Here is a 20,897-nt window from a genome sequence, read left to right on the forward strand (position 1 = left end):
ACCGCCACCACCCGCCCCGCGGCGGCCCGGGTCCGCCCGGCCGCCGCGGGGCGCGTTCGCTCCCCCGGGCCGGGAGGCCACACCCCCGTCGGCGGCAGCCGGAGCGCCACGGGAGCGACGGGAAAGCGGCGGAGCGCCACGCGCCCTGCAGGACACGGCCGAAGGAGCGCAGGCCCCGCGGAACACAGCCGGAGTGCCACGGGCCCCGCAGGACACGAAGGGGCGCGGGCCCTGCGGGGCGCGGCCGGCGCGAGGCGGGGCTGTCTTCGCCCCGGGCGACGGCGGGGTGTTCGTGGGCGTGGGTGCGCGGGCGGGCGGGGTGTCCGGCCGGTGGTCGCCCCGTGGGCGGGGCGGGGGGCGGGCAGTAGGATCGGCGGCGTTGCACACCCGTATACCGCTGGTAGGAGGCTTTTCATGGCTCAGGTCACGCTGAAGGGGAACCCGGTCGAGGTCGGCGGCGCGCTGCCGGTCTCGGGCAGCCGGGCTCCGTCGTTCACGCTGGTCGGCGCGGGGCTGGCGGACACCTCGCTGAAGGACTTCGCGGGCGCGCGCAAGGTCCTCAACATCTTCCCCAGTGTCGACACCCCCACCTGCGCGACGTCGGTGCGCACCTTCAACGCCCAGGCCGGCGCCCTGGACAACACCGTGGTGCTGTGCATCTCCGCCGACCTGCCGTTCGCGCAGGCCCGGTTCTGCGGCGCCGAGGGCCTGGACAACGTCAAGACGCTGTCCACGCTGCGCGGACGCGAGTTCCACGACGCCTACGGCGTGGCCATCAACTCCGGCCCGCTGGCGGGCCTGACCGCGCGCGCCGTGGTCGTCCTGGACGAGAACGACACCGTCCTGCACACCGAGCTCGTCGCCGAGATCGCCGACGAGCCGGACTACGAGGCCGCGCTCGCCGTCCTGGCCTGACCCGCCCCACGCGCCGCCACCCGCGCGCGTGCACACGGCGGCCCCGCCGTCTCCCCTCCCGGCCCGGCCGGGACCGGAAGACAGACGACGGGGCCGCCGCCGCATTTGCGCCCCCGCTGCGCCCCGTTCCACCCCCGTTCCGCCCCCGTTCCGCCCCCGTTCCGCCCGCAGTCTCCCCGGCATCGGCGCCGGCACCCCGCGCGGCTTTGTTCACGCGAGAACGGGTTCTGGCACGAGTTCTGTGGTGCGGTCGTGGTCGACAACACAGGGTGACCTTCTGGTTCTGGTCGCACGGCAGGCCGGCTGGTTGGATGGCGACGGTTTGCTGTGGACGGGAGGGATACGAGAGTGCTGATCGTTTTCAGATGTCGGCAGTGTGATGCTGCCTTGTCGAATCCGCTGGAACGACGTGAGTGGAAGCCTCTCCCGCGAGTGAAGGGGAGAGAGCACTACACCCATGGCCCATCGACGGTGGCGGTAGGTTCAGTCGCTGCTGACCCGGATCCTTATGTTCCCGCTGGCGCGATTGCGACCTGGGTGATCAACCCGCTGGACGGCGTGCAGTTGCGGCCTCATACGGACCCGGCTCGGCTTTACGGGTGCTGCAGGCGGGATGGAATCAATGGCCCGAACCTGCTGTGCGCCTGTTGCGACAGCGAGGTTGGCATCGAGATCTCAGATTGCTGGACCGAATACGACATCCGGCTGTTGAGCTCGGCGGTATCTGTGGGACCTCACCGCTGACCAGCGGGGCGGAGAAGCCAGCACAACAGCAGAACGCGCTTGCGGAGCTGGAAGCCCGCCCGGCCGTACATCTGGCGTTTGAGCATCTTGATGCGGTTGACGTGTCCTTCGACGACGCCTGAGTTCCAGGGGAGGGTGAGGCCGGCGATGACGGCGTCGCGGTCGCGGTCGATGCCGGCGGCGAGGGTGTGGAGGCTGGGCAGGTCGTCCTGCCGGACCGCGTTGAGCCACTCTGGCAGGCGCTCGCCGTGGCGCTCGGTGAGCATGGCTGCGAAGGAGCGGACGTGTCGGGTGAGGGCGTCCAGTTCGGGGCACTTGGTCAAAACTGTCTTGAGCTGCAACTGCTCGGACTCGGCCAGGGATTCGGGTCGGCGGAGGATCCAGCTGGTCACCGTCCGGGGTGAGGGCGGCCGTGCGGTGACGGGTCGTGGTGACGTGCGTTTCCGGAAGATGTAGGCGCGGACCGTCTGGTAGCTGCCCAGGTAGCCGAGCGGCACGATCTCCTCCCACAGCTTCCAGGCGTTGGTGCAGCCCTCGATCCAGCGGTTGTCCAGGTACGGCTTGTACTCGTCGAGCTCGGAGAGCCGGTTCTGCCATTGGCCGGTGAAGAGCTCTTCCGGGCGCGTGGCGTCGGCGAGGCGCTTGACCGTTCCGTAGGTCATGCCCAGCTGGCGCTGGATCGAGCGCCTGCTGTGGCCGGCCTCCAAGAGCGCGTGGACGGTGGCGTGCCGGGTCCGGATGCGGTCGGCGAAACGGTGGCCGGTCGGCCATGGTGAGCTGGCCGTCTCCTCGACCATGGCGGTGGCTGCCTCGGGCTCGGGCGTCTCGGGGGTCAGGGTCTGAAGACAGCGGCGGTGCTGGGCGACGCTTCGCTCAGCGGCCTCGCTGAGGTTGTGCCACAGGTGCCAGCGGTCCGCGACCTGCACGGCTTGGGGCGCTCCGACGGTGGCACCCTCGGCGAAGAACGGGGCGCGCTCGCGGCAGACGACCTCGATGCCCGGTCGCTCGGCCAGCCATGCTGCCAGGCTGGACGCCTCCCGGTCGGACAGGAGGTCCACCGGCCGTCGGGTCTCGGCGTCGACCAGCACCGTCCCGTAGGTGTGGCCTTTGCGCGTCGCGTACTCGTCGACGCCCACTACCCGCGGGGTCGGCGGCTGCGGATCGGGAAGTTCCTCGACCAGCCGCAGCACCGTGCTCCGGCTCACCGACACCCCGAACACCTCGGCCAACCGGGCGCCGGCCCGCCCGGCCATCGCCAGGCCGACCGCAGCAAGCGTCGACCGCAACCCCTCGGTTCACCGGCCGTGGCGCCGCGTCAGCCCGACAATCTGCTCGACGAAGGTTCGCCGCCCGCACGACGAGTTCCCGCACACGAAGCGCCGCACCCTCAGGCTCAGCCCCCCGACCGGCCCGTCGACAGGAAATCGCAGGTAGGAACTGTGGACTCGGGTCGACCAGCTCCCGCACCCCGGGCAACTGTGCCCCGTCGCCGAGGACTTGACCTCCACGTTCACCGAATCGACGTTCACGTCGACCGACAGCACCGCGACGCCCGCGACCGACGGAAACAGCAGCCCCTCCAGCCGGGGCACCAGATCGTCCACGGTCCCGCACCGTCGGCCACCGCGGCCCGAACTCGGGCGAATTCCGGGCAACTTCCGGACGCCCACCGCATCGTTTGATCGTCACTCACCGTGTGCAGACCACGGAAGTTGAGCCGGAACCCGAGAACGGCCAGCAGATGCTCACCATTTCGGGAGACACCTCAGCGGGCCGGTCATCGACCGGAGAGAGGTCCGGACGGCCTGCCCGCTTCCCGAGAGGCGAACACCGGGCCCGTCGGTGACGGCATGCGGATGGTGTCCCGCCGTATGCCGGACCGGCTCCTCAGGAGGCGGGCGGGTCCCCCTGCACGACTACGGCCCCGGTGCCGCCGGCGGCACCGGCCACCCTGCCGTCGGCCTCCGCCACGAGCGCCCCGTCACCGCCCGCCCCGAAGGCGGCGTCGAAGCCGCCGGTCTCCACACCCTTGCCGCCCTTGACGTGTGTGTGGGGGGTGCTTTCGCCGGTGTTCCCCGGGTCTTTGGCACGCCCCGCCGCCGCCCCCGGGCAACGGGTGCGCCCCCGCACCCCGGCCGGTGGGCCGAGGGGCGGGGGCGCGGTGTCCCCGGGACCCCTCGGGGGCGGCGGCGGGGGCGCCCCGGCGGGGGGGGCGCCCCCGCCCCCCGGCGGGGGGGCGGGGGGGGGGGGGGGGGGGGCCCCCGGCACCCCGGGGGGGGGGGCCCGGGCCCGCGCGGGCGCGGGCCCGCACCGGCCCCGGGAAGGGGACGGGAACGGGGGGCGAGACGGACCCGGACCCCGGGGGGCGGCCCGGACCCCGGGCCCCGGGCCGGGCACCGGGGGCCGGGGTCAGGTGATGGAGGCGCCGGAGTCGATGCTGATGACCTGCCCGGTCATGCAGTCCTGGTCGAGGAACAGGGTGATCGAGCGGGCGACCTCGCGCGGGGTGACGAAACGCGGCACGGGGACCTTGTCGCGCATCCCGGCGACGACGTGCTCGGGCAGGGTGTCCGTCATCCCCGTGATCATGAAGCCGGGCGAGAGGGCGTTGACCGTCACCCCCCGGCGCCCGCACTCCGCCGCCAGGGTCCGGGTCAGACCGATCAGCCCGGCCTTGGACGCGGAGTAGGCGGTCTGACCGGCGGTGGCGATCAGCGCGGACGGCGACACGATGTTGACGATCCGGCCCCAGCGCGCCCGCAGCATCGCCGGCACGCACACCCGCGCCGTGTGGAAGGAACCCACCAGGTTGGTGTCGATCACCTGCCGCCACTGCACCGGGTCCTGCATCGCCATCAGCGCGTCCTTGCGGACGGCACCGTTGTTGACGAGCACGTCCACCGGGCCCAGCGCCGCCGTGACCTGCTCGTACATCGCGGTGACCGCCTCGAAGTCCGCGACGTCACCGGTGACCATGACATGGTCGTTGACCAGCTGCGCGCAGGTCTTCTCCGCGCCCTGGCGGGAACTGTTGTAGTGGACCGCGACACGACACCCGGCCGCGTCCAGGGCCAGCGCCAGTTCACTGCCCAGCCCCCCCGACGCGCCGGTGACCAGCGCCACCGGCGACACCGGACGGACCCCGAAGGCGTCCTTGCCGCTCACCGCGCCCCTCCCCACGTCATCAGGACCGAACCCCACGTCATGCCCGCACCGAAACCGGCCAGCAGCACCGTGTCCCCGTCCTTGATCCGCCCCGCGTCCAGCGCCTCCGCCAACGCGATCGGGATCGACCCCGACGCGGTGTTGCCGTACCGCTCCAGGTTGGTGACCAGACGGTCCGCGGGGATCCCCGTGTGCGCGAGCACCGAGTTGATGATCCGGATGTTCGCCTGGTGCGGCACGACGTGATCGACGTCCGCAGCGGTGATCTTCGCCTGCTCCAGCGTCTCGCGGATCGTACGCACCGTGTAGCGCACGGCATTGAGGTAGATCTCGTTGCCGTTGATCTGCGCGTAGTGCAGACCCTGCTCCACCGTCTGCGCCGTGGTGGGCATCCGCGAACCGCCCGCCAGGACCTTCAGACTGTTCTTGCACGAGCCGTCCGCACCCAGGTTCCACGCCCGGATCCGGTCCACCGGACCCGGCGCCAGCACCACCGCACCCGCACCGTCACCGACCAGGATCGACAGGTCCCGGTCGGCGGGGTTCGCGGTCTGGGTGTGCGTGTCCGAGCCGATCACCAGGATCGGACGCGGATCCATCCGCAGCAGACCTGCCGCCGTCACCAGCGCATACACGAAACCGGCACACTCGGAATTCACGTCGTGCGCACTGCCCGCGATACCCAGCTCGTCATGGACGAACGCCGACGTCGCCGGCGAGGGCTGCTCCGGAGTGGCCGTCGCCACGATCAGGTGCGCGATGTCCGCACCCGTCAGGCCCGCCCGCTCGAGAGCCCGGCGCCCGGCCTCCACCGCCATCGACGCCGTGGTCTGCCCCGGCCCGACCGCCCGGCGCTCACGGATCCCGCACCGCGAGACGATCCAGTGCTCGTCGACACCGAAACGCTGCGCGAGCTCGGCACTGGTCACCACCCGCTCGGGCACCGACATCCCCCAGCCGGTGACGTCGAAACCGCTCATCACCCGCCCCCTCTCTCCCCGCCCCGGGGCCTCAGTTGGCCTCGGCCGGGACGAGCGCCAGGATCCGCTCGTGCACCACCCGCAGCGTCGTGGTGTCGTCGATGTCCGCGAACAGCGACTCGTCGGCCGGAATGTGCGGGTACTGGTTCTGGAACCCGTACAGCCACTCCATCAGGTCCAGCGAGTCCACGTCCGCGATGTGCTGCAACGCCGCGTCCGCGTCGATCTCGTGCGCACCGGAGACCGCCTGCAGCTGCTGCGCCAGGTCCTCGATGGTGGGGATCTGCGACATGGGTGATCGTTTCCTCTCCTCGCCCGGCCCCGGGAACACCGGGACGGACGGCTGTCAACGCGTCGAATGGGAACAACGAACAGGGGTGGAACGGCCGGACCACCCGCGACCGGCGAACCGGCCCACGGACAAACGCCCGGGACGACACCCCAGGACCGCAACCCCCCGCCCCGGCCGGCCACGGGCGGCAACCCGCCCGGACCCCCGCACCCCGCCCCCGGCCGGCCCGCACCCCGCCACCCCCTCCACACCCCGCCCCGCGCCCCCACCGGCCCCACACACCGTCACACCCGACACACGGGCACCACGAGGACCGGAAAATCACAGGAACACACAACGAGAACACCGGAAGAAAGACAACGACGGACGGACCGGAAAACCAGGAACACGGGAACGACGCACCGCCCCCCACCCCGCACACAAAAACGAGACAGGAGAAACAGCACAAGCCCGGACAAGCACCACCCCGCCGACGAAACGAAAGGGAAGCGACCCGGCCGTGGGGGCCGCGTGTCTTGTCGAACCGCATGAAACCCGCGCCCGCGCAAACGCCCCGCAACCCCCCACACCCCCACCCCCTTGCGCACCGCTTGCGAGACACACGCTTACCTGACCCACAACACACCGCACCCGCACGCACACCGGCCCAACGCCACACCGCCACGACAACGCGGCCCACCACCGCACCCGAACACGGCACCGCACGCGAACGGCCGGACGCACCACACCGCACCACACCGCACCGCAAACAAGCACGGACCCACGGCACTCGTACGACCCCAGGGCCGCACACACGCCGCCGGCACCACACCGCGGTCCACCACCGCACACCAGCACAGCACGGCATCACGGCACGCGAGCACAGCACGGCACGGCACGGCATCACGGCACGCGGGCACGGCACCGCACGCGAGCGGCCGGGCGCACGTCACCGGCACCGAACCGCACGGCACGGCCGAGCACGAGCCGCCCCGCACCGGAGGCGGCCCCGCACCGCACCGCGCCTACGGGCCGGTGCCCGCACGGCACGGCACGGCGCCTACGGGCCGGTGCCCGCACACCGCGGCCGGCCCGCCGGGCCACCGCCCGCACACCGCACCACCGCCACCCGCCGTACCCGCCGTACCCGCCGTACCCGCACCGCCCGCACCACCGGCGCCCGCGGCGCCCGCGCGTGGCACACCACGCACACGCCCGCTGCCCGGTCCGATTCCCATTCCACCACCACCGAGGGGCCCCATCCCATGACCACCGTCGAAGCCCGCTCCATCAACCCCGACGTCGAGGCCATCCGCCACCACTACGAGGTCCCCAACGAGCTCTACCGGCTCATCCTGGGCCCGACCATGATGTACTCCGGCGGCTACTGGGAGGACGGCGAGGACCTCGTCGCCGTCCTGGACGAGGCCCAGGAACGCAAGCTCGACGCCTTCACCGACCTCGCCCGCGCCGCCGGCACCGCCAAGGTCCTGGACGTCGGCTGCGGCTGGGGCACCATGCTCAACCGCCTCACCACCGTCCACGGCGTCAAGCGCGCCGTCGGCGTCACCCTCTCCCGCACCCAGTCCGACTTCGTCCACGCCCTGGGCAACCCCGCCATCGAAGCCCGCGTCGAAAGCTGGGAGGACCACCGCCTCGCCGAGGGCGAGGACGCCTACGACGCCGCGTTCTGCATCAACGCCCTCGAACACTTCGTGCTCTCCTCCCTCACCCCCAAGGAGCGCACCCAGCGCTACCGCGTCTTCTTCAAGCAGATCCACTCCCTCCTCAAGCCCGGCGCCCGCTTCGTCCTGCACACCATGACCGTCGAGAACCCCCCGCTGCGCCGCCAGCTCCTGGACGACCTGAAGTTCCTCCAGCGCGAGGAGTTCGAGGGCTGCCACATCCCGCGCCTGCCCGAACTCGCCTCCGGCCTCGACGGCCTCTTCGAGGTCACCGAGATCCGCAACGAGCCCGAGTCGTTCGCCCGCGCCTGCCGCGCCTGGCTCGAACTCCTCGCCGCCCGCCGCGACGAAGCCGTCACCATGACCGACGAAACCACCGTCGCCCGCTTCGAGCGCTACCTCGACATCTTCGCCTACACCCTCGAAGACCACATCTTCAACAACTTCCGCGTCACCCTCACCCGCCGCGCCTGACCCACCGGCACACAGGACCCCTCAGCCACCGCAGAAGAGGACACCGACGCCATGACCACCACCCCCGCCCCCGACCGCACCACCGGCACCGGCACCACCCCCGGCGCCAAGGCCACCACGGCCACCACCGCCCCCGCCCCGGCGGCGGGGGCCACCCCCACCACCACCCCCACCACCGGCACCGGCACCGGCACCACCACGGCCACCGGCACCGGCACCACCGCCGCCACCACGGCCGCCACCGCCGCCGCCGGCACCGGCGACCTCGCCGTACGCCACCTCAAAGTCGCCGTCATCGGCGCCGGCATCTCCGGCCTGGGCACCGCCGTCAACCTCCTGCGCGCCGGCATCGACGACTTCCTCGTCTTCGAACGCGCCACCGACCTCGGCGGCACCTGGCGCGACAACACCTACCCCGGCTGCGCCTGCGACGTCCAGGCCCACCTCTACTCCTTCTCCTTCGCCCGCAACCCCGAATGGAAATCCACCTTCGCCACCCAGGCCGAAGTCCACGCCTACCTCAAGGACTGCGCCACCCGCCACGGCGTCGACCCCCACCTGCGCTACGGCCACGAACTCCTCGACGCCCGCTGGGACGACACCCACCACCACTGGAAACTCCACACCAGCCACGGCCGCTACACCGCCCAGGTCCTCGTCACCGGCACCGGCTACCTCTCCGACCCCGCCACACCCGACCTGCCCGGCCTCGACACCTTCACCGGCACCGTCTTCCACTCCTCCCGCTGGCGCCACGACCACGACCTCACCGGCCGCAACATCGCCGTCATCGGCACCGGCGCCTCCGCCATCCAGTTCGTCCCCAAGATCCAGCCCCAGGTCGCCCACCTCGACCTCTACCAGCGCACACCCCCCTGGGTCGCCGCCAAACCCGACAAACCCAACACCACCCGCCACACCTGGATGCTGCGCCACCTCCCCGGCTACCAGCGCTTCCGCCGCGCCTTCAACAAACACGGCCGCGAAATCGTCGCGTTCTTCATGTCCCGCCCCTCCCGCACCACCGGCATGAAGAACATGGCCGCCGGCCACCTCAAGAAAAGCGTCAAAGACCCCGCCCTGCGCCAACGCCTCACCCCCGACTACACCGTCGGCTGCAAACGCCTCCTCTTCTCCAACACCTGGTACCCCGCCATCCAGCAACCCAACGTCGACATCGTCTCCGACACCATCACCGCCATCGGCCCCACCCACATCACCACCGCCGACGGCACCCGACGCGACATCGACACCATCATCCTCGCCACCGGCTTCACCGCCACCGACCGCCCCGTCGCCCGCCTCATCCACGGCCGCAACGGCACCACCCTCGCCGACACCTGGCACACCACCGGCATGACCGCCCACCGCGGCACCACCATCCACGGCTTCCCCAACCTCTTCATGATCCTGGGACCCAACACCACCCTCGGCCACTCCTCCCAGACCGTCATGATCGAAGCCCAGATCACCTACATCCTCGCCGCACTCAAAACCCTCGACACCCACCACCTCACCACCCTCGAAGTCCGCGAAGAAGCCCAGACCACCTACAACACCACCCTCCAGAACCGCCTCAAGAACACCGTCTGGAACACCGGCGGCTGCACCAGCTGGTACACCGACACCAAAGGCAACAACCCCTCCATCTGGCCCACCTACACCTGGCGCTTCAACCGCCAGACCCGCCACCTCGACATCACCAACTACCAGACCACCACCCACACCAACCACACCAACCCCTAACCCCCCACCAGCCCACGAACCACGAACCACCAGCCACGCCACCCCCCGGACCACGGATTACTGGCCAGGCCACGCACCCGGACCACGCACCCGGACCACGGACCACCGGCCAGGCCACAGACCACGGACCACGGACCGGGTCACGGGCCACGGACCACGGGTCAGGCCACGGACCACGGACCGGGTTACGGGCCACGGACCACGGACCACGGACCACGGACCACGGGTCAGGCCACGGACCACGGACCGGGTTACGGGCACGGACCGTAGCCCGGGGCCGGCCCGGACCCAACAGACCCACGGACCGGCCCCGGGCTACGGACCACGGATCCGGCTACGGAACACCGGCCGGGCCACGGACCGGGCAACGAACCGGGTCACGGGACACCGGCCGGGCCACCGACCAGGTCACGGGTCACGGGCCGGGTTACGGGTTCGGGCCACGGACCGAGCTGCAGGCCACGGACTGGGCTGCGGACCGGAGACCACGGGCCCGGAACCCTACAAGCCCACGGACCGGGTCACGGGCTACGGGTTCGAGCCGGGTTACGAGCCGGGCCACCGACCAGGCCACGGGCCGCATTGCGGGCCACAGGCTACGGACCAAGCCGCGGGCTGCGACCCACGGCCGACCCGGAACCCAACAAACCCACAGACCGGGCCTGGGACACGGGCCGGGCCACGGGTCACGGGTCACGGGTTACGGACCGGGTCACGGGTTACGGGTTACGGGCCGCAGACCACGGCCGGCCCGGGACCAGCGGACCACGGACCGGAAAGGCCACCAGGCCCACACGCCAGAGGAAGTACCGGACCACGGGCCGCAGACCAGGCCATGAGCCACGGACCGGGCTACAGGTCACGGGTTCGGGGTTCGGGGTTCGGGTCACGGGCCGCAGACCACGGCCGGCCCGGAACCAGCGGACCACGGACCGGAAAAGCCACCAGGCCCACACGCCAAAGGAAGTACCCGGCCACAGGCCACGGGAAGTACCGGACCCACAACCCCGGGAAACCCGGAAGGTCACAGGACCAACACACCCGGAACCCCGGCAGCACAAAGGCCAGCCCAGCGGCAACAGGGGCAACAGGGAAGCACAGCAGGCACACAGCGGAACCAGGACGGACCGGGACAGGCCCACGAACACGCCTCACCGGACCACCCACCCACACCACCCGCACCACCACGGCCCCCCGCCCCCCGCAGGCCAACGAACACAAACCGCAGACGGGTTCAGGCCCACACCCCAGGACCGCACCACCCCGAGCCCCGCACCGGCACCCGGCCCACGCCTTACCCCGCACCACCCCGCACCACCAACGAACACCAACCGCAGACCTGTTCAGGACCGCACCACCCCGGAACCCACCGGACACCCACCCCCGAACGGCCGGACATCAAACCCCACACCCGGCCAGCCCCACCCGCCCCACCCCCGAACCACACCCCACAACTTCACACCCGTTCACCCGCCACCACCCACACCATCACGGCGACCGAACACCCCCACAACGCCCGCCCCCACCACACCAGGGGACCGCGGGCCACCCCCACACCCCCACACAACCCCAGCACCACCACACCACCCCACCCACCCCACCACCCCCACCACCCAAGCCCCAGCCCCGGCCCCGGACCACCCGAACCGAACCACCGGACCCAGCGGCCGCACCGAACCACCGCACCGAGCACCCGGCCCTGCCCCGACCGGCCAGGGCAGCCACGGCGTCCAGGCCGTCCACGGCAGCCAGGCCGGCCAGGCCGTCCACGGCGTCCACGGCGGCCACGGCGGCCAGGGCGACCAGGGCGGGGCACCCCGCACACCGACCACCAACACCCGCACACCCGCACACCCGCACACCCGCACACCGACCAGGGAGACCCACCCCCAATGAACCGACCCGCACTCTCCAGGCGCGCCCTACTCACCGGCGCCGCCGCCACCGTCATCGGCTACAACACCACCACCCGCTCCTGGGCCACCACCGACGACCCCACCACCAACCGCGTCATCCCCGTCCCCACCCTCCAGGGCACCCTCACCACCAACCCCGCCACCCGCACCGCCTACGCCCAGGACTTCGGCCGCCTCACCACCACCACCCCCTACGCCGTCCTCAACCCCGCCGGCCCCCAAGACATCGCCACCATCATCAACTTCGCCCGCCGCCACAACCTCAAAGTCGCCATGAACGGCCAAAGCGGCACCGGCACCGACCTCGAATCACACTCCAACTACGGCCAAGCCGGCGCCCCCGGCGGCATCGCCATCAACGCCCGCGCCCTCAACCGCATCCACACCATCACCCCCACCAACGCCACCGTCGACGCCGGCGTCACCTGGGCCCAACTCACCGAAGCCACCCTCGCCCAAGGCCTCACACCCCCCTGCCTCACCGACTACCTCCACCTCTCCATCGGCGGCACCATCAGCATCGGCGGCATCGGCTCCACCGTCCACAAACACGGCCTCCAAGCCGACACCGTCGAATCCATCGACATCGTCACCGGCACCGGCCGCATCCTCACCGCCACCCCCACCCAAAACACCGAACTCTTCCACACCGCCCTCGCCGGCGCCGGACAAGTCGGCATCATCACCCGCGCCACCCTCAAACTCATCCCCGCCCCCGAACGCGCCCTCGTCTTCACCCTCTACTACGACAACCTCACCACCTACCTCACCGACCAACAAACCCTCCTCAACGACGGCCGCTTCCCCTCCCAAGTCGGCGAAATCCTCATCCAACCCAACAACCAACCCCCCCGCTACAAAATCGAAGCCGTCGCCCACTACAACGGCACCACACCCCCCAACCCCACCCCCCTCCTCACCGGCCTCAACCCCAACCCCACCGAAACCACCATCACCGACACCACCTACCGCGAATACACCTACCGCGCCGACACCTTCGCCGACACCATCAAAAACCTCGGCTACTGGAACGCCCCCAAACCCTGGCTCTCCCTCTTCCTCCCCGCCACCCAAACCCACACCTTCCTCACCGAAACCCTCCCCCAACTCACCCCCGACGACATCGGCCAAGGCCTCCTCCTCTGCTACCCCTTCCACACCAACAAAATCACCCACCCCCTCGCCATCACCCCCAACGAACCCACCGCCTACCTCTTCGACCTCCTCGCCTTCCCCCACCCCGACACCAACCCCACCCCCGCCCTCACCCGCAACCGCAACCTCTACAACCGCGCCGTCCAACTCGGCGCAAAACGCTACCTCGTCGGCGCCATCCCCCACATGACCCCCACCGACTGGCAAACCCACTACGGCCCCCAATGGACCACCCTCACCACCACCAAAAACCACCACGACCCCACCCACACCCTCACCCCCGGCCAAAACATCTTCCCCTAACCCCAAACACCCCCCACCACAACCAAACCCCCAACACCACCCCGAAACACAACCAAACCCCAGAACACCAAACCCCGGACACCACCCCGAAACACCACCAAACCCCAGGACTCCCTCACCCCCGGGACACCACCAAACCCCGGGACACCACCACCCCCCGGAACAGCACCACCCCCGGACACCACCAAAACCCCGGGACACCACCAAACCCCGGGACACCACCAAACCCCGGGACACCACCAAACCCCGGGACACCACCACCCCCGGACACCACCAAAACCCCGGGACAGCACCAAACCCCCGGGACTTCCCCACCACATAACACATACACAAACCCACACCACCAACAAACAACAGGAACCCGCCGGAAACCGGAACCCCAACCACCACCACACAATCCACAACCCGCAGCCCGCAGCCCGCAGCCCGCAGCCCGCAGCAACCGAAAACAAAAAAGGGGGGCCCGGCAAAAACCGAACCCCCACCCCGACAACACCCGACCCCTCACCCACCCACCACCACCCCCAACCCCAACCCACCCACCACCCTCACCCCCGACCCGACCCCCCGAAAAGGAAACCCATGCACGCCATCCACCACACCGACCACACCATCCTCCCCCACCCCACCGAAACCGTCTGGAACGCCATCCTCAACGAACTCAACGGCAAAACCACCTGGTGGCACCCCCACAACACCCACCAACCCGGACCCACCGGCCCCCACACCACCGGCGGCACCACCCACACCACCATCCACCCCGCCGGCATCGGCAAACCCGGCCCCAAACTCCACTTCACCTCCACCACCACCCACATCACCCCCCACCACACCCTCACCCAAACCCACACCGGCCACTTCCACGGCACCACCACCTACACCCTCACCCCCCACCACAACAACACCCACACCCTCCTCACCATCACCTTCACCACCACACCCCACCACTGGCCCAAACTCCTCCACAAACTCACCAACCTCACCACCAAACACACCACCGCCACCCAACACGCCCTCACCAACCTCCACCACCACCTCACCAACAACCACTAACCAAACAACAACAAAAACAAAAAACAGCACACGAAGAACGAGCAGCAGAAGAACGACAAAGCAAGAAACACAAACGAGAAACAGGAGGAGGGCCCCATGCAGACCGCCGCCGTAGTTCCCGCCCTGCCGGCCGAGCACGCCGTCACCACCACCGACCACACCGCGACCACGGACGACTTCGCGCGTCTGGCGATCACGGTCCACCAGCCCGAGACGCCGGATCCGGCCCGGCCGTTGGTCGTTCTCGTGCACGGGTGGGCGGCGTCCCGGACCGTCTGGCACAGCACCGCTCGGCAGTTGGCCGCGGCCGGGCATACCGTGGCCACGTACGACCAGCGCGGGCACGCCTCGTCCACGGTCGGGCGGGAGCCGATCAGCATCGAGCGGTTGGCTCAGGACCTGGGCACCGTCGTGGGGACGCTGACGACGCCGGAGCGGCCGGTCGTGCTGGTCGGGCATTCGGGTGGCGGCTACGCGGCGCTGGCCTGGGCGGCGCAGTTGTCCGCTTCGCGGCCGGCGGGTGCGGGTGGGCGGCTCGCCGGGTTGGTGCTGGTGTCCACGGCTTCGCACGGTCAGAACACGCCGGCGAACGAGGTGAAGATGATGGGTTCCGGGCTGTTCAGCCGGGCGTTGCGCACGCCGTGGCTGGGGCGGAAGTTGCTGGGCCAGACGCACGGGCCGCGCGCCACCCTGGAGGCCCGTGAGGCCAACCGGCGGCTGTTCGCCCGCACGTTGCCGCAGACCCGTGCGGCCTGCTTCGCGTCCACGCAGGAGATGGACCAGCGGGCCGGGCTGGCGGGGATCGCCGTGCCCACCGCGGTGATCACGGGCACCGAGGACAAGATCGTCAAGCCGAGCTTCAGTCAGGAGCTGGCCGCCGCCCTCCCGCAGGCGACGCTGTACGAGGTTCCGGGCATCGGGCACATGGTTCCGCTGGAGAACCCGGGGCACATCGCCCACCACACCCACCAGTTGGTTCTGGCGGGGCGCTGACCGTCGTGACCACCACTGCTCCCGCCGGCGTCCTGGCCGCGCTGCTGCCGCCGTACGTCCACTGCGCCGAGGCGTTCGGTGTCCTGGATGCGGGCCGTCTCCACCCGTCTGAGGCGGCTTACATCCGGGACCGGTCGCCGCGCCGCCGGCAGCAGTTCGCGACCGCCCGGACGCTGGCCCGTCGGGCGCTGGCGGAGCTGGGCCATCCGTCGACGCCGTTGCTGCCCGGGCCCGGGGGTGCGCCGCAGTGGCCTTCGGGTGCTGCGGGCAGCATCACCCACACCCGTGGTTACACGGCCTGCGCGGTTGCCAGTACCGGTCGGCACCTGTCGCTGGGCATTGACGCCGAGCCCGTCCGGCCGCTCCCGCGCGGGGTCCTGGAGATGGTCAGCTGTGCGGAGGAGCGCGCCGGGCTGGCCGGGCTCCCGGCGGGGGCCGCCCCGTGGGACACCGTGCTGTTCAGTGCCAAGGAGGCCGTCTACAAGGCCGTTCACCCCCTCACCCGGACCTGGACGGGTCTTGCCGCGATCACGGTCGTGCTCGATGCGGACGGCACGTTCACCGCCCGGCATCCTCATCGTCCGGGTGTCGGCACGGGCCGGTGGGGCGTTCACCGGGGCGTCGTCCTCACGGCGCTCGCGCTCCCTCCGTCGGGTTGAGCACGGGGCCCTTGTGCCGCCGGGCCTCTCGCGCAAGCACCCCGCTGCGCGAGGCCCGGCGCCGTCGGGGCAGGCCGCCATCGGTCAGGCCGCCGTCGGGGCCCGGCGCCGGGGTGTCACGACGCCAGCGGGCCGCCCCCGGTGAGGGCCAGTTCGGTGAACCGCCGGGCGATGAGGCGGTGGGCCTCCGGGGAGGGGTGGAGGCCGTCGGGGAGCGGGTGGGCGTCGTGTTCGGGCTCGCCGTAGAGGGCGAGTCCGTCCAGGTGGTGCAGGGCGTGGTCGCCGTCGGCGCGGCGTTCGGCGACGATGCGGGCGAGTTCTTCGCGGATGACGGTGAGGGTGAGGCGGCCGGTGGCGACGTCGGCCGGGTCGCCGGTGGCCCGGAAGCGGAGGGTGCCGGTGCTGAAGTCGGGGGCGAGCGGGCCGGGGGTGTCCTCGTGGAGGGGGCACAGCAGCGGGGAGACGACGAGCAGCGGTGTGGTCGGGTGGCCGTCGCGGACGGTGTCGAGGAAGCCGTGGACGGCCGGGACGAGGGCGCGCAGCCGCATGGCGTCGGCGTTCACCAGGTTGATGCCGATCTTGAGGCTGATCAGGTCGGCGGGGGTGTCGCGGATCGTGCGCGCGGTGAACGGGTCGAGCAGGGCGCTGCCGCCGAAGCCGAGGTTGACCAGGTCGAGTCCGGCGCCGTTGGCGACCAGGGCGGGCCAGGTGCCGGTCGGGTGTGCGGCGTTGGAGCCGTGGCTGATCGAACTGCCGTGGTGCACCCAGCGCTTGCGGGTGCCGGTCGGGACGGCTGTCAGGGGCGCGTCCGTTTCGAGGGCGATCAGTTCGGTGGTCTCGGTGTGCGGGAGCCAGATCTCGACGGTCTTGTCGTGTGCGGGCAGGCCGGTGAACCGCGCGCTGCCGGCCGGTCCTTCGGTGAGTTCGAAGCGGCCGGTGGCCAGGTCGACGGTGCGCAGGTTGCCGCCGGGGACGGAGGTCCGGGCGGTGAGGGTGCCGTCGACGAGCAGGTCGTAGACGCCGTCGGGCACGTGGGGGACGCCGGGGTAGGCGCGCTTGGTGGGGACGGTGTGCAGGGTGATCGCGGTGGCGCGGGTGCGGAAGGCGAGGCGGACGCCGGAGGGCTGGGACTCGGCCATGGCGAGCTGCTCGTCGGGGACCTGGCGGCGGGCCCGGGCGGGCAGCCGGTGCGGCAGCAGGCCGCGGCGGGTCCGTTCGACGTCCAGGTGGCCGTGGAGGAGGTCCTCGGTGACGGGGGTGGTGATCGTGGTGGTCATGGCGCTTCTTCGGGTCGTCGTGCGGGCGGAGCCGGGCGCCGCGCCTGGTACGGGCGGGCCCGGGCCGGTGCCGCGTCGCACGGGCGGTTCAGGTGGTCGGGCGGGTGCCGCCGTGGCGCAGCAGGGTGTCGAGGGAGTCGATGATCCAGTCCCAGGACTGCTGGGCGTCGACGGCGGTGTGGCTGAAGCCGCCGGCCGCTTCGAGGCTGATGTAGCCGTGGAAGACGCTGCCGAGCATGCGGACGGCGTGGGTCTGTTCGGGTTCGGTGAGGTCGTAGCCGCGCAGGATCGCCCGGGTCATCTGGGCGTGCCGGACGCCGGCGCTGGCGGCGGCGGTCTCGGCGTCGAGGCGCAGGCGGGTGGCGTCGTAGCGGCCGGGGTGGCGGGCGGCGTAGTCGCGGTAGGCGTCGGCGAAGGCGCCGAGGGCGTCGCGGCCCGCGCGGCCGGCGAGGGCGTCGGCGACGAGGTCGGCGAGTTCTTCGAGGGCGTACAGGGCGATGCGGGTCTTGAGGTCCTGGGAGCTCTTGACGTGGGAGTAGAGGCTGGCGGTCTGGACGCCGAAGCCGCGGGCGACGGCGGCGACGGTCACGTGTTCGAATCCGACGCGGTCGGCGAGTTCGGCGCCCGCGACGACGACGCGTTCGACGGTCAGTCCTGCCCGTGCCATGTGCTTCCTCCCGTGCTGTCGCGCCGGTGCGCTACAGCCAGTATGGGATTGCCTAAATGGATTAGGCAAATGGGAACGCACGCACCGGCCGGGCTCCGCCACTGCGGCGGAGCCCCGACCATCAGGGCCCCGACCGCCGGAGCCACGACCGCCGGAGCCACGACCGCCGGAGCCACGACCTCCCCGCCGGAACCCCGCTCCACCGGGGATCAGCCCGCCAGGATCACCGTCTCCGCCGGACCGGAGAAGCCCACCGGCTGCGACGGGGTGCCGGTCGCGGCGAGCCGGCGGTGCTCCTGCGGGCTGACCCCGCGGACCCGCTTGAACGCCGCGGAGAGGGCGAAGGCGTTGCTGTAGCCGACCTTGCGGGCCGCGAAGGCGACGGTGCACTCCGGCTCGCGCAGCAGGTCGGCGGCGACGGCCAGCCGCCAGCCCGCGAGGTAGGCCATCGGGGGCTCGCCGACCAGGGCGGTGAAGCGGCGGGCCAGCCCGGCCCGGGAGACGCCGACCCGCTGGGCGAGTTCGGCGACCGTCCAGGCGGTGGCCGGGTCGTCGTGCATCATCCGCAGGACCGGACCGACCACCTGGTCGTGCTGGGCGCGGTACCAGGCGGGGGCGCCGGAGTCGGGGGCGGCGAGCCAGGCGCGCAGGACGGAGACCACCAGCAGGTCGAGGATGCGGTCCAGGACGAGTTCCTGACCCGGCTCGTTGCGCCCTATCTCGGCGGCCAGCAGGTGCACCAGGGTGTCGTCGGCGCCGGTGCCGGCCGGGCGGACCAGCAGGGCGGGCAGGCAGCCCAGCAGGCGCTGGCCGATCTCGTGCTCGGCCTGGTAGGTGCCGGAGAGGACCACCGAGGAGGCCCGGTCGCCCTCACGGCCCTGCCCCCAGGTCCGGACGCCGAGCGACATCACCTCGGACACGTCCACCCCGCCCTTGGTGCAGACCTGGCCCGGGCCGACGATCACGTCCACTGGCGTGTCCGGGTCGTCCGCGACGGTGTACGGCTCCGGGCCGCGCACGATCGCCACGTCCCCGGGGTGCAGCAGCAGCGGGGTGCCGCGCTCGGGCAGGATCCAGGCGTCGCCGCGGACCATCGTCACCACCGAGAGCGGGGCCCGGTCCTCGATCCGCAAGGACCACGGAGGGGTGAGGATCGACCGCAGCAGGAACGCGCCGCGGGCCTTGGGGCCGTCGAGGAGTCCCGTCAGAGTGTCCATGCCGACAAGTGTAGACGGCGGGACATCATTTGACGCTTCGTCATTTGAGAGACTCTTGAGTGTTCAAGGTGGCCTGAGGGCCGGAAATGCCGGATGATCTGCCCACGGGGGTAGCACCGACGCGGCGACAGCGATACGCGCGATACCGACAGCGAGAAGTGAGGGGCTCACGACGATGGAAACGGCACGCACACTCGTCCTGGTGGCGGCCACTGTCACCTGTGGACTGACCGCCGGACTGTTCTACGCCTACGCGTGCTCGGTCATGCCCGCGCTCGCGCGGGTCGAGGACCGGACCTTCATCGAGGTGATGCAGCGCGTCAACGTGGCGATCCTGAACGGCTGGTTCGTCCTCGGCTTCGTCGGCGCCCTGCTGGCCACGGCAGCCGCGGTCGCCCTGCACCTCCCCGCGGACGGCCACGACGTGCTGCCCGCGACCATCGCCGCGCTCGTGCTGTACATCGCGATGATCGGGGTCACCCGTTCGGTCAACATCCCGCTGAACGACGAGCTGGCCGCCGCCGGGACGCCGCAGCGAATCGCCGACCCGGCCGGCGTGCGCGGGCGCTTCGAGGCCCGCTGGGTGCGCTTCAACGTGCTGCGCGCCCTGCTCTCCACCGGTGCCCTCGGCTGCCTCGCCTGGGCCCTGGTCCTCAACGGCCAGAGCTGACAGCGGCATTCGGCGGGGCTTCCGGCGGACTCCGGCGGACTCCGGCCCGGCGGACGCCCCCGGTACCCTTCGCCACCCTGAACGGCCTCAGCCGCACAGGGTGGCGAAGGTGTACCCGCGCGCCTTGAGCGTGGCGATGATCGTCGGCAGAGCGGCCACGGTCTGGCTGCGGTCACCACCGCCGTCGTGCAGCAGGACCACCGATCCCGGGCGGACGTGGTCCAGCACCCGCGAGCGGATCGCCGCCGCGCCGGGCCGGGACCAGTCCGCCGGGTCCACCGACCAGAGCACGACCTGCTTGCCGAGCGCCGCCGCGCGCGAGCGCACCGTGCCGTCGACCGCGCCGTACGGCGGGCGCAGGCAGGTCGGGGTGCGGTCGGTCCGGGCGCGGATCGCCCGGTCCGTGGCGCTCACCTGGGAGTCGACCGCGCCGGCGGAGAGCCTGCGCAGGTCCGGGTGCGACCAGGAGTGGTTCTGCACGCTGTGGCCCTGCTGCGCCACCTGCCCGGTGAGCGACGGATGGGCGGCCACGTTCTGCCCGATCTCGAAGAAGGTCGCGCGCACCCCGTACCGGGCGAGCGTGGCGAGGACCTTCGGCGTGTAGGCGGGGCTCGGGCCGTCGTCGAAGGTCAGGTAGACGACCTTCCCGCCCTTGCCGCCCGCACTTCCCGCACCGCCCGTGCCGCCGGCCGCCTCCGCCGGTGCGACGGGCAGGGTGACCGCGGCGCCCGCGGTCAGAGCGACGGCGAGCGCGCCGATCGCGGTCCGGAGACCTCCGACCGTCCTCCTGCGCCTGGCGGGTCGTACGGACATGCCTGCCCCCTGCGGTCGGAACTCCGGTGCCGCGGACCAGTCTGCTCCGCGGGCGGGGCCGCCGCGACCCTCCGGGTGACGGGACCGGGTGGATCCGGCCAAGCCGCGCGCCGGGCCGACCGGGGCACGCCGGAGCGGCCCCGGCGGGGGGCGGGGGGGGGGTGGGGCGCGGGGCGGGGGCGGGGGGGGTTCGC

Annotated in this window: 17 protein-coding genes; 8 read left to right on the forward strand and 9 right to left on the reverse strand. The window is 71.5% G+C overall.

What is annotated here, in order from left to right; genetic code table 11:
• The first annotated feature begins 414 nt into the window (after positions 1-414).
• The gene (gene tpx, locus ACFV0O_RS15530; RefSeq protein WP_360262714.1) at positions 415-915 is read left to right on the forward strand and encodes a thiol peroxidase; all 501 of its coding nucleotides are present in this window, start codon (positions 415-417) and stop codon (positions 913-915) included.
• A gap of 734 nt (positions 916-1,649) precedes the next feature.
• Here the strand turns inward: tpx and ACFV0O_RS15535 are convergent.
• The 5 genes from ACFV0O_RS15535 to ACFV0O_RS15555 all read right to left on the reverse strand — a co-directional run bounded on the left by ACFV0O_RS15535 (position 1,650) and on the right by ACFV0O_RS15555 (position 6,096).
• Positions 1,650-2,945, reverse strand: coding sequence for an ISL3 family transposase (locus ACFV0O_RS15535; RefSeq protein ID WP_380341402.1), 1,296 nt, complete (start codon positions 2,943-2,945; stop codon positions 1,650-1,652).
• Positions 2,946-2,954: 9 nt separating this feature from the next.
• A complete protein-coding gene (locus tag ACFV0O_RS15540) occupies positions 2,955-3,263 on the reverse strand; it encodes a hypothetical protein (RefSeq protein ID WP_380341405.1) in 309 nt (102 codons plus the stop codon).
• A gap of 805 nt (positions 3,264-4,068) precedes the next feature.
• Entirely contained in the window at positions 4,069-4,824 is a 756-nt protein-coding gene (locus ACFV0O_RS15545) for an SDR family NAD(P)-dependent oxidoreductase (protein WP_380341408.1), read from the reverse strand.
• A complete protein-coding gene (locus tag ACFV0O_RS15550) occupies positions 4,821-5,804 on the reverse strand; it encodes a beta-ketoacyl-ACP synthase 3 (protein ID WP_360262712.1) in 984 nt (327 codons plus the stop codon). Before ACFV0O_RS15550 ends, ACFV0O_RS15545 begins: the two co-directional genes overlap by 4 nt.
• Before the next feature lie 31 nt (positions 5,805-5,835).
• Complete coding sequence (locus ACFV0O_RS15555) at positions 5,836-6,096, reverse strand: hypothetical protein (RefSeq protein WP_360262711.1); 261 nt, start codon at positions 6,094-6,096, stop codon at positions 5,836-5,838.
• Between the two features lie 1,244 nt (positions 6,097-7,340).
• Between ACFV0O_RS15555 and ACFV0O_RS15560 the strand changes: the two genes are divergently transcribed.
• The 6 genes from ACFV0O_RS15560 to ACFV0O_RS15585 all read left to right on the forward strand — a co-directional run bounded on the left by ACFV0O_RS15560 (position 7,341) and on the right by ACFV0O_RS15585 (position 16,059).
• Entirely contained in the window at positions 7,341-8,234 is an 894-nt protein-coding gene (locus tag ACFV0O_RS15560) for a class I SAM-dependent methyltransferase (RefSeq protein ID WP_360262710.1), read from the forward strand.
• A 51-nt stretch (positions 8,235-8,285) separates the two neighbouring features.
• Positions 8,286-9,980 (forward strand): flavin-containing monooxygenase, encoded by a 1,695-nt coding sequence (locus tag ACFV0O_RS15565; RefSeq protein WP_380341412.1) that lies wholly within the window; start codon positions 8,286-8,288, stop codon positions 9,978-9,980.
• A 1,892-nt stretch (positions 9,981-11,872) separates the two neighbouring features.
• The gene (locus ACFV0O_RS15570) at positions 11,873-13,354 is read left to right on the forward strand and encodes an FAD-binding protein (protein WP_380341415.1); all 1,482 of its coding nucleotides are present in this window, start codon (positions 11,873-11,875) and stop codon (positions 13,352-13,354) included.
• A gap of 582 nt (positions 13,355-13,936) precedes the next feature.
• Positions 13,937-14,407, forward strand: coding sequence for a hypothetical protein (locus ACFV0O_RS15575; protein WP_380341418.1), 471 nt, complete (start codon positions 13,937-13,939; stop codon positions 14,405-14,407).
• A 96-nt stretch (positions 14,408-14,503) separates the two neighbouring features.
• Positions 14,504-15,400, forward strand: coding sequence for an alpha/beta fold hydrolase (locus ACFV0O_RS15580; RefSeq protein ID WP_380341420.1), 897 nt, complete (start codon positions 14,504-14,506; stop codon positions 15,398-15,400).
• A 5-nt stretch (positions 15,401-15,405) separates the two neighbouring features.
• Positions 15,406-16,059 (forward strand): 4'-phosphopantetheinyl transferase, encoded by a 654-nt coding sequence (locus ACFV0O_RS15585; RefSeq protein WP_380341422.1) that lies wholly within the window; start codon positions 15,406-15,408, stop codon positions 16,057-16,059.
• A gap of 116 nt (positions 16,060-16,175) precedes the next feature.
• Here ACFV0O_RS15585 and ACFV0O_RS15590 read toward each other — a convergent pair whose 3' ends face one another.
• The 3 genes from ACFV0O_RS15590 to ACFV0O_RS15600 all read right to left on the reverse strand — a co-directional run bounded on the left by ACFV0O_RS15590 (position 16,176) and on the right by ACFV0O_RS15600 (position 19,220).
• Positions 16,176-17,336, reverse strand: a complete 1,161-nt coding sequence (locus ACFV0O_RS15590; RefSeq protein ID WP_380341424.1) for an SGNH/GDSL hydrolase family protein — start codon at positions 17,334-17,336, stop codon at positions 16,176-16,178.
• Positions 17,337-17,424: 88 nt separating this feature from the next.
• Positions 17,425-18,003 (reverse strand): TetR/AcrR family transcriptional regulator, encoded by a 579-nt coding sequence (locus tag ACFV0O_RS15595; protein WP_380341427.1) that lies wholly within the window; start codon positions 18,001-18,003, stop codon positions 17,425-17,427.
• A gap of 209 nt (positions 18,004-18,212) precedes the next feature.
• Positions 18,213-19,220 carry an AraC family transcriptional regulator gene (locus ACFV0O_RS15600; protein WP_360268791.1) on the reverse strand — a complete coding sequence of 336 codons (1,008 nt, stop codon included), beginning with the start codon at positions 19,218-19,220 and terminating at the stop codon, positions 18,213-18,215.
• 202 nt (positions 19,221-19,422) lie between these two features.
• On the opposite strand from ACFV0O_RS15600, the gene ACFV0O_RS15605 reads away from it, so the two are divergent.
• Positions 19,423-19,890, forward strand: coding sequence for a DUF1772 domain-containing protein (locus ACFV0O_RS15605; protein ID WP_380341429.1), 468 nt, complete (start codon positions 19,423-19,425; stop codon positions 19,888-19,890).
• Between the two features lie 87 nt (positions 19,891-19,977).
• Here the strand turns inward: ACFV0O_RS15605 and ACFV0O_RS15610 are convergent, their stop codons facing one another.
• Complete coding sequence (locus ACFV0O_RS15610; RefSeq protein WP_380341432.1) at positions 19,978-20,703, reverse strand: polysaccharide deacetylase family protein; 726 nt, start codon at positions 20,701-20,703, stop codon at positions 19,978-19,980.
• Positions 20,704-20,897: the final 194 nt, after the last annotated feature.

This window comes from Kitasatospora sp. NPDC059577, assembly GCF_042735475.1.
Classification (GTDB): domain Bacteria; phylum Actinomycetota; class Actinomycetes; order Streptomycetales; family Streptomycetaceae; genus Kitasatospora.